Origin of the sequence: Streptomyces sp. NPDC058955 (genome assembly GCF_042741435.1) — a bacterium.
Taxonomy (GTDB): Bacteria; Actinomycetota; Actinomycetes; order Streptomycetales; family Streptomycetaceae; genus Streptomyces.
This window is the reverse complement of the sequence record NZ_JBHYKM010000148.1, coordinates 1-11,979: the sequence shown is the minus strand read 5'-3', so window position 1 is coordinate 11,979 and position 11,979 is coordinate 1. Positions and strand designations below refer to the sequence as shown.

General features: G+C 76.1%; 11 protein-coding genes. 10 read left to right on the top strand and 1 reads right to left on the bottom strand.

The window, feature by feature from the left end:
- Window positions 1–113 precede the first annotated feature (113 nt).
- On the bottom strand, window positions 114–353 hold the full coding sequence (locus ACFW1I_RS34535; protein ID WP_384677414.1) for a chaplin: 240 nt from the start codon (window positions 351–353) through the stop codon (window positions 114–116).
- A gap of 379 nt (window positions 354–732) precedes the next feature.
- On the opposite strand from ACFW1I_RS34535, the gene ACFW1I_RS34530 reads away from it, so the two are divergent.
- The 10 genes from ACFW1I_RS34530 (at window position 733) to ACFW1I_RS34485 (ending at window position 11,934) form a co-directional block, all read left to right on the top strand.
- Window positions 733–1,803, top strand: coding sequence for a DUF3344 domain-containing protein (locus ACFW1I_RS34530; protein ID WP_384677413.1), 1,071 nt, complete (start codon window positions 733–735; stop codon window positions 1,801–1,803).
- Between the two features lies 1 nt (window position 1,804).
- Window positions 1,805–2,941: a glycosyltransferase gene (locus tag ACFW1I_RS34525; protein WP_384677411.1), complete on the top strand. Its 1,137-nt coding sequence runs from the start codon at window positions 1,805–1,807 to the stop codon at window positions 2,939–2,941.
- On the top strand, window positions 2,938–4,392 hold the full coding sequence (locus tag ACFW1I_RS34520) for a sugar transferase (protein ID WP_384677410.1): 1,455 nt from the start codon (window positions 2,938–2,940) through the stop codon (window positions 4,390–4,392). Before ACFW1I_RS34525 ends, ACFW1I_RS34520 begins: the two co-directional genes overlap by 4 nt.
- Window position 4,393: 1 nt before the next feature.
- Entirely contained in the window at window positions 4,394–5,734 is a 1,341-nt protein-coding gene (locus tag ACFW1I_RS34515; protein ID WP_384677408.1) for an O-antigen ligase family protein, read from the top strand.
- 130 nt (window positions 5,735–5,864) lie between these two features.
- A complete protein-coding gene (gene murJ, locus ACFW1I_RS34510; RefSeq protein WP_384677406.1) occupies window positions 5,865–7,817 on the top strand; it encodes a murein biosynthesis integral membrane protein MurJ in 1,953 nt (650 codons plus the stop codon).
- Window positions 7,714–8,517: a polysaccharide deacetylase family protein gene (locus ACFW1I_RS34505; RefSeq protein ID WP_384677404.1), complete on the top strand. Its 804-nt coding sequence runs from the start codon at window positions 7,714–7,716 to the stop codon at window positions 8,515–8,517. The genes murJ and ACFW1I_RS34505 overlap by 104 nt, the downstream gene beginning before the upstream one ends.
- Window positions 8,514–9,653 carry a glycosyltransferase gene (locus ACFW1I_RS34500; protein ID WP_384677402.1) on the top strand — a complete coding sequence of 380 codons (1,140 nt, stop codon included), beginning with the start codon at window positions 8,514–8,516 and terminating at the stop codon, window positions 9,651–9,653. Before ACFW1I_RS34505 ends, ACFW1I_RS34500 begins: the two co-directional genes overlap by 4 nt.
- Before the next feature lie 46 nt (window positions 9,654–9,699).
- Entirely contained in the window at window positions 9,700–10,380 is a 681-nt protein-coding gene (locus ACFW1I_RS34495; protein ID WP_384677400.1) for a lipopolysaccharide biosynthesis protein, read from the top strand.
- Window positions 10,381–10,436: 56 nt separating this feature from the next.
- Window positions 10,437–11,516 (top strand): GNAT family N-acetyltransferase, encoded by a 1,080-nt coding sequence (locus tag ACFW1I_RS34490; RefSeq protein ID WP_384677426.1) that lies wholly within the window; start codon window positions 10,437–10,439, stop codon window positions 11,514–11,516.
- A 106-nt stretch (window positions 11,517–11,622) separates the two neighbouring features.
- Window positions 11,623–11,934 carry a hypothetical protein gene (locus ACFW1I_RS34485; protein WP_384677399.1) on the top strand — a complete coding sequence of 104 codons (312 nt, stop codon included), beginning with the start codon at window positions 11,623–11,625 and terminating at the stop codon, window positions 11,932–11,934.
- Window positions 11,935–11,979 lie beyond the last annotated feature (45 nt).

The following is an 11,979-nucleotide window of genomic DNA, read 5'->3' as shown; positions in this document are numbered from 1 at the left end:
CGGGGGGGGGCGCCCAACCTGTACCCCCCCCGGGGCCCGCTGGTCAACCCGGGGGGCCCCCCCCCCGGGGGGGGGCCCCCCCGGCTTCGGAAGGACCGATCCGACGTGCGAGATCAGGCGTTGACGCAGGTGTTGCCGAAGGCCGGGTTCAGCGCGCCGATGACGCTGACGGTGTTGCCGCAGAGGTTGACCGGGATGTGGACCGGGACCTGGATGACGTTGCCGGAGCCGACACCGGGGGACTTCACGGCGGCGGCCTCGGCGCCGGCGTCGGCGAAGGCGGCACCGGAGGCACCGGCGACCGCGGCGGCGGCACCCACAGTCAGGACGGCGGCCTTGGCGATACGAGACATGGAGAAGTACTCCTCGATCGATTTCCAACTCGGACTGCGCGGACTGTTCGGCCCGGCTCCCTCAACAACGCTCCGGATTTTCATCGGTTGCTCTCCCGAACGGGTGACGTTCAACCGATCTTTGGGCCGGTGGAGGGACATTCGGGCGACGGACCGGGGAATGGCGCAACACGCACAACGAGGAACCTGCCGCACGGATACGGGAGTTAGCGTTTCCGAGCATCTAATGCTTACTATCGCTCCGCGCCGGGGTTATAACGTTCCCGAACGTTGCTTCCGGGCCCGCCGCGCGTTCACCCATTTCGTGCGGACGACACCTCCCCCTCCCCCGGTCTTCACGGGTCTTCCCTTCCTTCTCTCATCAAAGCGGAGAACCTGTATGCGGAATTCAGCGCTTCTTGCTGTGCGTCGCAGCGTGTTGTGCGCCTTGTCGTGCGCGGTGCTGACCGCCGCGCCGCCGCTCGCCTCCGCCGCCGCGCCGCCCGCGCCACCCGGGCCCGGGGAGGCCGCCCGGGTCCCCTTCGCCGCGCGCTACCAGGCCGAACTGCACGGCGGGATCGTGCGCGCCGCCAACGCCTCGGCGAAGGGCGCCCAGGGCACCGAGACCTCCAACGACGGGGCGACGATCGGCTACGTCGACGTGGACGACGACCCCAACACGTACAACTCCAGCCGGGCCGAACTGCCGGTGCCGGCCGGGGCCCGGGTCGCCTGGGCCCGGCTGTACTGGGGCGGCAACCTGCGGGTGGGCGAGCAGAAGCCGCCGAAGGACAACGGGCGGGTGCTGATCGCGGAGCCCGGCGGGCGGTACAAGGCGCTGCTCGCCGACACCCTGACGGGCCATCGGACCGCCGACGGCGCCGACGCCTTCCAGGCGTCCGCCGACGTCACCGAGCTGGTCCGGTGGGCCACGCCCGGGCAGTGGACGGTCGCCCAGGTGAACGTGGCCATGGGCCGCAGCGCGGTGGGCGGCTGGGGCGGCTGGACGCTGGTCGCCGCGTACGAGAAGGACGGCGAACCGCTGCGCCGGCTGAGCGTCTGGGACGGCTTCGAGACGGTCGGACCGCGCGCCGGCGAGCTGCGCGTCCCCCTTGACGGGCACCGTTATCCGAAGGGCACCGAGGGGCGTCTCGGAGTCGTCGCCTATGACGGCGACCGGGGAACTCCCGGGGATTACCTGGAGGTACGGACGAGCGGCCGGAAGGGCACCCGGCTCGGTGATTCCGCCAATTCCGTGAACGACGTGCTGAACTCCAGCATCACCGAATTCGGCAAGGCCGGGACGACGCGCTTCCCCGCCGCCGGGAACACTCTCGGGTACGACTCCGATGTCTTCGATCTGCGGGGGGCGCTGCGCCAGGGAGCCGATCGTGTCCAGGTCCGGCTCGGCAGCCGCGAGGACACCGTCTGGCTCGGCGCGCTCTTCCTGCAGGCGGACGTACGGCGCTGACGTGCGGGCCCCGATCGAGACGGACCCCGGGTCCGTCACCGTCCTGCACGCGGTCCAGCCCGGCGACGGCGGGGTCGCCCGGGTCGTCGTCGACCTGGTGCGCGCCCAGCGCGCGGCCGGGCTGCGCCCCGTGGTCGCCTGTCCGCCCGGCACCGCGCTCGCCGCGGAGCTGCGCGCCGAGGGTGCCGAGGTCCACGACTGGCGGGCCGGCCGGGACCCCGGTCCCGCGCTGGTCCGGGAGACCCGCGAGCTGGCCCGGGTGGTCCGGGCCGTGCGGCCCGGGCTCGTGCACGCGCACTCGGCGAAGGCGGGCCTGTGCGCCCGGCTCGCGGTGCGCGGCCGGATCCCGACCGTGTACCAGCCGCACGCCTGGTCCTTCGAGGCGGTCACCGGCACCACCGCCGAACTGGCCCGCCGCTGGGAGCGGTTCGGCGCCCGCTGGACCGACCGCGTCCTGTGCGTGAGCGGGGCGGAGCGGCGTACCGGCGAGCAGGCCGGGGTCCGGGCCGCCTGGTCCGTGGTGCACAACGGGGTGGACGTGGCCCGGTTCGCGACCGACGGGCCCGCCGGGAATCCGGCGCCCACGGTGGTGTGCGTGGGCCGGCTCTGCCGGCAGAAGGGCCAGGACGTGCTGCTCGCCGCCTGGCCCGCGGTCCTCGCCGAGGTGCCGGGCGCACGGCTCGTGCTCGTCGGCGACGGGCCGGACGGGGAGCGGCTGCGGGCCGCCGCCGGTCCCTCGGTGCGGTTCGCCGGCGCCGTCGCGGACACCGTGCCCTGGTACCGGGCGGCGGACGTCGTCGTGCTGCCGTCCCGCTGGGAGGGCATGGCGCTGGCGCCCCTGGAGGCGATGGCGGCGGGCCGGCCGGTCGTCGTCACCGACGTCGACGGGGCGCGCGAGAGCCTGCCGCCCGGCCACGAAGCCCCGTGCCTGGTCCCGCCCGAGGACCCGGCCGCCCTCGCCGTCGCTCTCAGCCGCCTGCTCGGCAGGCCGGAGTTGCGGCACCGCCTGGGCCGTGAGGCCCACGAGCACGTCCTCAGCAGTTTCGATGTGCGGCGCACCGGCGCGGCCGTCGCGGAGATCTACCGCGAGCTGGCCGGAGTGCGGGGCACCGAGCACAGAGAGCCGATTGCGCAGTGACCACGGAAAGTACCAGCGTTCCTTCCTCACCCGGCCCGTGGCCGGTCGCGGGCCCGGCCTTCGGGTCCGCCTCGCTCGCTCCTCGGCGGCGGCTGTCCGGCCGGCTCGCGCTGCCGCGCCACCGGGCGGCCGCGCGGCCGGGGCCGGGGGCGGCGGTGCTGCGGGCCGTCGACTGCCTGGCCGTGCTCGCCGGTGCCGCGCTGCTCGGCCCCGCCCATCAGGATCCGCGGCTGCTGCTGCCGGTGGCGGCGCTGCTGCTCGTCCTCGACGGGCGCGGCGGGTTGCACCGGCCGGCGGCGCACGTCCGGCTGCTCGACGAGCTGCCCGCGCTGGCCTCCCGGGCCGGGGTGGTGTGGTGCGTGGCGGCGGCCGGTGCCGCGGCCTGGTCGCCGGAGCTGGCGATCGGGCCGCTGCGGCTGTGCGCGGCGTACGGCGCGCACGTCGGGGTGGCGTCCGTGGTGCGGGCGGTGCTGCTCGCGCGCGGGCGGCGGATCGCCCGGGAGCGGCCGCGTTCGGCGCTGGTGGTGGGTCCGCCGACGGCGGCCCGCCGGTTCGCGGCGGCGGCCCTGCAGCACCCCGAGTACGGGATGCGGCCGGTCGGCGTCGTGGGGCTGCCGGACGCGACGGTCGGCGAGCAGCGTCCGGTGGAGGCCGGGCTGCCGCTGCTGACGACGGCGGAGGAGATCCGCCGGGCGGTCATCCAGAACACGGTCCGCGAGGCGGTGTTCCTGTCGGACGAGCCGGAGCTGGTGACCCTCTTCCAGCACTACGGCTGCGTGACCTGGCGGGTCGGCGGCGAGCGGTGCGAGGGGCCGATGGGCGAGCACGTGTGGGGGTACGCCCGCCGCCGGCTCGTCCCGCCGACCGAGCGGCGCGGGGTGCTGGCCAAGCGGGCCCTGGACATCGCGCTGGCCGGTCCGGCGCTGGCGCTGGCGCTGCCGGTGCTCGCGCTGTGCGCGCTGGCGGTGCGGCTGTCGGACGGGCCCGGGGTGCTGTTCCGGCAGGAGCGGGTGGGCCAGCACGGCCGCCACTTCACGCTGCTGAAGTTCCGTACGCTCCGGCCGTCGGACGAGACGGAGTCTGCGACCCGGTGGAACGTGGCCGGGGACCGGCGGATGAGCGCGGCCGGCGGCTTCCTGCGGAAGTCCTCGCTGGACGAGCTGCCGCAGCTGTGGAACGTGCTCCGCGGCGACATGAGCCTGGTCGGTCCGCGGCCCGAACGACCGTACTTCGTCGCCCAGTTCAGCAAGATCCACGCGGGGTACGCGGCCCGCCACCGGATGCCGGTCGGGCTCACCGGTCTGGCGCAGGTGAACGGGCTGCGCGGCGACACCTCGATCGAGGACCGCTGCCGCTTCGACAACCACTACATCGACCACTGGTCGCTCTGGCAGGACGTCTGCATCCTGGTCCGCACCGCGGCCGGTCTCGTCCGACCGACGGGGAGCTGAGATGGCGACGGCCGTGACGACGGCACCGGTCCTCGCGGGGACGCCGGACGCCCGGGAGTGGGCGCGCCGGGTCGGTGCGCTCTCCCCGGTCCTGGCGGTGATCGCGCTGCTCCTGGTGCCGGGCGGCGGCGGGGCGCAGGGCGGGACGGGCGGCACCGGCACGGTCGCCGACGCGGCCTCGGGCCTGCTGGTGCTGGTCTGTCTGGTGCGGGTCGTACGCGGCGGCGCCCGGCCGCTGACCCGGACGGCGGCGGTCGTGCTCGGGCTGCCGGTGTTCGGGGTCTGCCTGGCGGCGATCACCTCGAACGACCCGGCGGCGAGCCTGCCGGGCGTCGCCCGTTACGTACAGGTCTTCGTCCTGGTCCCGGCGGCGGTGCTGCTGATGGTCCGGGACCGGCGGGACTTCGCGGTGGTGGCGTGGGGGCTGGTGGCGCTGGCACTGGTCCAGGGCGCGGTGGGCGTGACGCAGTACCTGACGGGGACGGGCGCCTCGTACCAGGGCGAGGACATCCGGGCGGTGGGCACCTTCGGGGCGACCGACGTGATGGGCATGGCGACGGTGGTGGCGTACGGCCTGGTGATCGTCACCGGGATCGCGCTGGGGGCTCCGGCGGGCCGGACGCGGACCGCCGCGCTGGTGTGCGCGGCGCTGCTCGTGGTGCCGCTGACGCTGTCCTTCAGCCGGGGCGCGTGGATCGCGACCGTGCTGGCCTGCGGGATCCAGCTGCTGCTCGGCGGGGTGCGCCGGGCGGCGCGGGTGGCGCTCGCGGTGGGCGCGCTGGCGGTGGTGCTGGTCGGCGGGCTCGGGATCGGCTCCGCGATGGTGAAGGAGCGGGTCACCAGCATCACGCAGGTGACGGCGGCGCCGGACCAGTCGGTGACGGACCGGTACACGATGTGGGCGGCGGCCGGGCGGATGTGGGCGTCGGAGCCGCTGACCGGGGTGGGACTGAAGGGCTTCCCGCAGTACCGGGACTCGAACGCCTCGGTGGCGCTCTCCTCCGGCAGCGACACGGCGGGCGCGGGCGCGGGCTTCCAGAAGCAGCCGCTGCTCTCCCCGCACAACATGTACCTGCTGGTCCTCAGCGAGCAGGGGCTGATCGGGCTGCTCGCGCTGGCGGGGAGCTGGCTGGCGCTGCTGGTGGGCGCGCTGCGGCGGCGCCGGTCGGGCGCGGACTGCGCGCTGGTCGCGACCGGGCTGCTGGCCTGGCAGCTGATCGACTTCTTCTACGCGGACATCGGCGGCCCGTCGACGGTCCTGATGTCGGTGGTGTTCGGCCTCGCCGCCTGGTGGGCGCTGGCGCCGGGCCGCGAGGGGGCGGCGGGGGTGCGCGGTGCGTGACCCGTGGGCCGGTCCGCCGGATCCCACGGACGCGTACGTCGCGCCCCCGGGGTCCGGCGGCGCCGGTGCCGTACCGCCGTGTCCGCCGCGACCGCAGCACGGCGAACCCCTGACCGACCCCTGGTCCCCGATGCCCCCGGACGCCACGGACTCCCCGTGCGCCCCGGGGGCCGCCGTGCTGCCGGGGGGTGGTGCGGAGGCCGTGGCGCCGGAGCCCGGTCGTGGTCCCGGGGGTCTCGCCGGTGCCCGTCGGGTCGCGGTCCGGCGGGCCGCCGCGCCCGCCGCCGACGTGTGGGCGCCCCCGCCGGGACCGCCGGCGGAGACCTCGGGCGGTCCGGGCGCGGCGACCGCCACGCTCGCGCCGCCTCGGACCGGGCGGCGGGCGCACGCCCGGGTGAAGGCGCCGGCGGCGGGCGGGCAGAAGCGGGGGTTCCTCGCGAAGGCGGCGGCGGTGACGGCGGGGCTGACCGCCGTCGGGGCGGTGCTCGGGCTGGTCCGGGACCAGATCCTCGCCGGGTACTTCGGCGCGGGCGCGGAGACGGACGCGTTCCTGGTGGCGTGGACGGTGCCGGAGTTCGCGTCCACGCTGCTGATCGAGGACGCGATGGCGCTGATCCTGGTGCCGGCCTTCTCGCGGGCGCTGGCCCGGCGCGCGGGGACGCTGTTCGGGGATCCCGTGCGGGAGCTGGTGCGGGGGACGCTGCCCCGGCTGACCCTGACGGTGGGGGTGGTCGCCGCCGTCCTGATCGTGGCCGCCCCGGCGGTGGTCGGGGTGCTCGCGCCGGGGCTCTCCGACCCGGACCTCGCGGTGGACTGCACCCGGCTGACCGCGACCTGCGTGCTCACCTTCGCGCTCGTCGGCTACTGCTCGGCGGCGCTGCGGGCGCACCACGTCTTCCTGCCGCCGGCCGCGATCTACGTGGCGTACAACGTCGGCATCATCGGCACGATGGTGCTCCTGCGCGAGCCGTGGGGGGTGCGGTCGGCCGCCGCCGGGGTCGCGGTCGGCGGGGTGCTGATGGTGCTGGTGCAGGCGCCCTCGCTGCTGCGGGAGCTGCGGGCGCGGCCGGTGCCGTCGCGGGAGCCGGAGGCGCTGGCGCCGGGGCTCGGCGGGGACGGGCGCCTGGTGGTGTTCGGGCTGATCGCGCCGGTGGTCGCCTTCTCGCTGACCCGTCAGTCGCAGACGCTGGTCGAGCGGTTCCTCGCCGCGCCGCTGCCGTCCGGGGCGATCTCGCACCTGAACTACGCGCAGAAGATCGCGCAGATGCCGATGATCCTGTCGCTGATGCTGTGCACGGTCAGCTTCCCGGTGGTCGCGCGGGCGCTGGCCGCGGGCGATCCGGAGGGGGCGCGGCGGCGGGTCGAGCGGGATCTGCTGCTGGCGGCGGTGGTGGTCCTGGTGGGCGCCTCGGTGGTGATCGCCGCCGCCCCCAAGATCGTCGAACTGCTGTTCCAGCGGGGTGAGTTCGACCATGCGGACACGGTCGCCACCGCCGCCGTGATGCGGGTCTACGCGCTCGGGCTGCTCGGCCAGACCATGGTCGGCGCCCTCGTCCGCTGCTACTTCTCCGCCGCCCGCCCGCTCTGGTACCCGGCCGCCGCGATGGCCGCCGGGCTCGCCGCCACCGCCGCCGCCGGGGTGCCCGGCGCCGCCGCCTGGGGCGCCGTGGGCCTCGCCGCCGCCAACGCGCTCGGCATCACCCTGACCGCCGTCCTGCTGCTGCGCGGCGCCCACCGGCAGACCGTCCCGGTCCGCCCGGACCGGCTCGGCGAGGGCCTGCTGCGGCTCGCCACCGCCGCCGCCTGGGCGACCGGCGCGGGCTGGCTCTGCTCGGTGGCGATCGGTCCGCCGCTGGTCTCCCTCGTCGTCGCCGGCCTGGTCGTCGCCGGCGTGTTCCTGCTCTTCATCGCCTGCGCCGCCAAGGCGCCGGAGATCCCTCCCCTCCCCCACCGCTCCACCCGACGCCGAAGGACCGCCCATGCCCGCCCCCACCGCGCTGCGCCGCCTGCTGCCGAAGCCGCCCCTGTGGGCGAAGCCGCCCCTGTGGGTGGCGATGTACCACTCGATCACGGACACCGCTGACGACCCGTACGGGGTGACCGTCTCCCCCGTGCGCTTCGCCCGGCAGCTCCACTGGCTGGGCGACCGGGGGCTGCGCGGCGTGTCGGTGCGCGAGCTGCTCGCCGCGACGGCCGAGGGACGGGCCAGGGGGCTGGTCGGCCTCACCTTCGACGACGGGTACGCCGACTTCCTCGACTCGGCGCTGCCGCTGCTGCGCCGGCACTCCTTCACCGCCACCGTGTACGTCCTGCCGGGCCGGCTCGGCGGCGTCAACGACTGGGACACCGAGGGCCCGCGCAAGCCGCTGCTCACCGAGGAGGGCATCGAGCGGATCGCCGCCGCCGGCATGGAGATCGGCTCGCACGGCCTGACCCACCGGCGGCTCACGGAGGCCGACGACGCCACCCTCGCCGACGAGACCCGGCACTCCCGGAGCCTCCTGGAGGAGATCACCGGCGGCCCGGTGGACGGCTTCTGCTACCCGTACGGGGCGGTCGACCCGCGGGTGGTCCGCGCGGTCCGCAAGGCCGGGTACGGCTACGCCTGCGGCATCGACCCCGGCCCGCTGACAAGTGCGTACGCTCTGCCGCGCATCCACATCGGCGAGGCCGACACCTCCTGGCGGCTCACCGCGAAGCGGGCCCTGCACCCGCTGCGCCGCCGCCACCCCGCCGAACTGCTCCCCGCCCAGGCGGGCCCGGCCGCGGCGGTGCTCGGATGAGGGTCCTGCACGTCATCACCGGGCTCGGCATCGGCGGCGCCGAGCAGCAGCTGCGGCTGCTGCTGCGCCATCTGCCCGTCCAGGGGCGGGTGGTGACGCTCACCAACCCGGGCCCGGTCGCGGTCGGCATCGAGGCCGACGGCACCCCCGTCACCCACCTCGGCATGACCGGCAACCGCGACCTGGGCGCGCTGCCCCGGCTCGCCCGGCTCGTCCGCGACGGCGGCTACGACCTCGTCCACACCCACCTCTACCGGGCCTGCGTCTACGGCCGGCTCGCCGCCCGGCTCGGCGGGGTCCGCCGGGTCATCGCCACCGAGCACTCGCTCGGCGCCTCGCAGATCGAGGGCCGCCCGCTGTCGGCGGGCACCCGCGCGCTGTACCTGGCCTCGGAGCGGCTCGGCACCTCCACGGTCGCCGTGTCGGCGAGCGTGGCCCGCCGGCTCGCCGACTGGGGCGTGGCGCCGGACCGGATCGAGGTGGTGCCGAACGGCATCGAGACCGGGCGCTTCGCCTTCGTCCCGCGCGCCCGCCGCCTCACCCGGGGCGTCCTCGGCATCCCGGAGGACGCGTTCGTGGTCGGCGGGGTCGGGCGGCTCGCGCCGGGGAAGCGGTTCGACCGGCTGATCCGGGCCGTGGCCTCGGTGCCGGAGGCCCGGCTGCTGCTCGTCGGCGACGGCGAGCGGCGCGAGGAGCTGCGCGCGGTGGCCCGCGAGTGCGGCGCCGCGGGCCGCGTCCACTTCTTCGGCGCCTGCGAGGACCCGCCGGCGGACGGCCCCGCCGGGCCGATGCTGCCCGAACTCCTCGCCGCCATGGACGTCTTCGTCTCCACCTCTCCGGACGAGACCTTCGGGCTCGCCGTCGTCGAGGCGCTCGCCGCCGGACTCCCGGTGCTGTACGTGGCGTGCCCGGCGATCGAGGACCTGCCGGCGGACGCGGCGCCGGGCGCCCGCCGGATCGGCGAGTCGGTGCCCGAGCTGATCGGCGCCCTGCGCGAGCTGCGGACCGCGCACGGCCCCGAGCGGCCCGGACGCCTGCCGGTGCCCGCCGCCGCCCGCCGCTACGACATCGCGCGCAGCGCCGACCGGCTGATGACCCTCTACGAGCGGGCCGCCCAGCGCCGCCCCGGCCCGTGAACCCCCTTCTTCCCGCCCCCTGCCCGTCCCAGCGAGAGAGCCCGTCATGACCACCACCCCACCCCGCGCCGTCCGACTGCCCGCCCCCCTGCGCTTCCCCGGCCGCTGGGCGGTGCTGCCCGCCGCCGTCGTCGCCGGGGCCGCGCTCGGCGGCGGCTACGGGGTCCTCAAGACCCCCGAGTACGCGGCCACCAGCTATGTCATCGTCGTCCCCGGCGAGAAGTCCGACCCGGCGGCGGCGCTCGGCTTCGCCCAGGCGTACGGGCGGGTCGCCACCGACATCGCGGTGACCGGCGACGCCCAGGTGTGGGCGGGCGTCACCACCGCCACCCTCCGCGAGAGCGTGCGGGCCGAGACCTCCCCGGACGCGCCGATGATCTCGATCACGGCCCGCGCCCCGAAGGCCGCGCAGGCCGTGTCGATCGCCGACGGGGTGGCCCGCTCGCTGGTCGTCAACTCCTCGCACGTCGCGGGCAGCACCGGCGTGAAGGTCGTCCAGTTCTCCCGGGCGACCAAGCCGGCCGCCCCGGTCTCGCCGTCGGCGCCGCTCTCCGCGCTGGTCGGCGCCTGTGCCGGCGGACTGCTCGGCGGCCTCGCGCTGCTGGTCCGGCCGAAGCGGGCCGCCGGGCGCGGCGAGGGCCGTCACTCCCGTCCGACCACCCCGGCCGCGAGCGGGGCCGCCGTGCCCGCGCCCGCCGCCCACCAGCCGGAACCGGAGGCGGTGTGACCTTGGGAAGAACCCTGCGGACCGAGCTGTGCCGTGACGCCGAGGGCTTCGGGCGGATGGCGGCCGAGTGGACCGACCTGTACGGGCGCTGCTCCTCGGCCACCCCGTTCCAGTCCCACTCCTGGCTGCACTCCTGGTGGCTCTCGTACGGACGTCCCGGCGCCCTGCGGGTGGTGCTGGTACGGGACAGGGCCGGCGCGCTGGTGGCGGCGGCGCCGCTGATGCGGGCGTCCGGGCCGCTGCCGGTGCTGACCCAGCTCGGCGGCGCCATCACGGACTTCACCGACGTCCTCCTCGACGACGAGCTCCCCGAGGCGGCGGCCGCGCTGGCCGGCGCGATCGCCCGGACGGCCCGCGGCATGGTCGTCGACCTGCGGGAGGTGCGGCCCGGCGCCGCCGCCGAGCGGGTCTTCGCCCAGTGGCGCGGCCCGCGCCGCCGGCTCCCCGACTCGCTCTGCCTGGAGCTGCCCGCCGTCCCCATGGAGGGGCTGCTCGAACGGATCCCCTCCGGGAAGGCCCAGCGGGTCCGCGCCAAGCTGCGCAAGCTGGACGCGCTCGGCATCGACGCGCACGTGGTGACCGGGCCCGACGTGCCGGCCGCCCTCGACCGGCTGCTGACCCTCCATCAGCTGCAGTGGCGGGGTCGCGGGGTCACCGCCGAGCACACCAGCGAGCGGTTCGCCCAGCACCTGACCCGGGCGGTGCGGCCCATGGTGGAGCGCGGCGACGCGATGGTCACCGAGTTCCGGCTCGGCGGGGACGTCGTCGCCGCCGACCTCACCCTGATGTCCCCGCGGCTCGCCGGCGGCTATCTGTACGGCGCCGATCCGGTGCTGCGGGAGCGCAAGGTCGACGTCGCCGCGATGCTGCTGCGGCACGGGGCCCGGGAGACCAGCGCGGGCGGCCGGGCCACGCTGAGCATGCTGCGGGGCAGCGAACCGTACAAGCACCACTGGCGGCCGGAGCCGGTCCGCAACCGGCGGCTGCTGCTCACCGGTCGCGGCACGGCCCCGCTGCTGTGGCTCCACGCGGGCGCGGCGGACGCGCGGCGGTGGGCCGCCCGGCAGGCCCGGGAGCGGGCCTGGGCCGGCCGGCTCGCCGCCCGCCTGCCCGGCCGCGCCCCCGCGTCCGACTGACCGTCAGAACGGCCAGACGCCGTTCAGGGCTCCCTTCCAGTCGAGGGCGGCGTCCAGGTCGGCCTTCCAGTCGGAGCCCTTCCCGCCGCCGTCGTCCTTCCAGCCGGTGTCCTTCGGCACGCACACCGGCCCACCGATCCAGCTCTCCACCCAGTCCCCGAGCTCGACCTTCCAACAGTCGGGCTTGGGCTCGGGCTTCGGCTCGGGCTTGGGCTCGGGCTTGGGCTCGGGCTTGGGCTCGGGCTTGGGTTCCGGCTTCGGCTCCGGCTTGGGTTCCGGCTTGGGTTCCGGCTTCGGTTCCGGCTTGGGTTCCGGCTTCGGCTCGGGCTTCGGCTCCGGCTTCGGCTCAGGCTTCGGCTCAGGCTTCGGCTCAGGCTTCGGCTCAGGCTTCGGCTCAGGCTTCGGCTCAGGCTTCTGATCAGGCTACACCTCCTCCACCGCATCCGCCATCGCCACACCCTAC

What these genes read in the sequence shown, in the direction of transcription:
- ACFW1I_RS34515 (WP_384677408.1), top strand. Translation starts at nt 4,394, where the DNA reads ATGGCGACGGCCGTGACGACGGCACCGGTCCTCGCGGGGACGCCGGAC.
- ACFW1I_RS34505 (WP_384677404.1), top strand. Translation starts at nt 7,714, where the DNA reads ATGCCCGCCCCCACCGCGCTGCGCCGCCTGCTGCCGAAGCCGCCCCTG.
- ACFW1I_RS34500 (WP_384677402.1), top strand. Translation starts at nt 8,514, where the DNA reads ATGAGGGTCCTGCACGTCATCACCGGGCTCGGCATCGGCGGCGCCGAG.
- ACFW1I_RS34490 (WP_384677426.1), top strand. Translation starts at nt 10,437, where the DNA reads ATGGCGGCCGAGTGGACCGACCTGTACGGGCGCTGCTCCTCGGCCACC.
- murJ (WP_384677406.1), top strand. Translation starts at nt 5,865, where the DNA reads ATGCCCCCGGACGCCACGGACTCCCCGTGCGCCCCGGGGGCCGCCGTG.
- ACFW1I_RS34530 (WP_384677413.1), top strand. Translation starts at nt 733, where the DNA reads ATGCGGAATTCAGCGCTTCTTGCTGTGCGTCGCAGCGTGTTGTGCGCC.
- ACFW1I_RS34495 (WP_384677400.1), top strand. Translation starts at nt 9,700, where the DNA reads ATGACCACCACCCCACCCCGCGCCGTCCGACTGCCCGCCCCCCTGCGC.
- ACFW1I_RS34535 (WP_384677414.1), bottom strand. Translation starts at nt 353, where the DNA reads ATGTCTCGTATCGCCAAGGCCGCCGTCCTGACTGTGGGTGCCGCCGCC.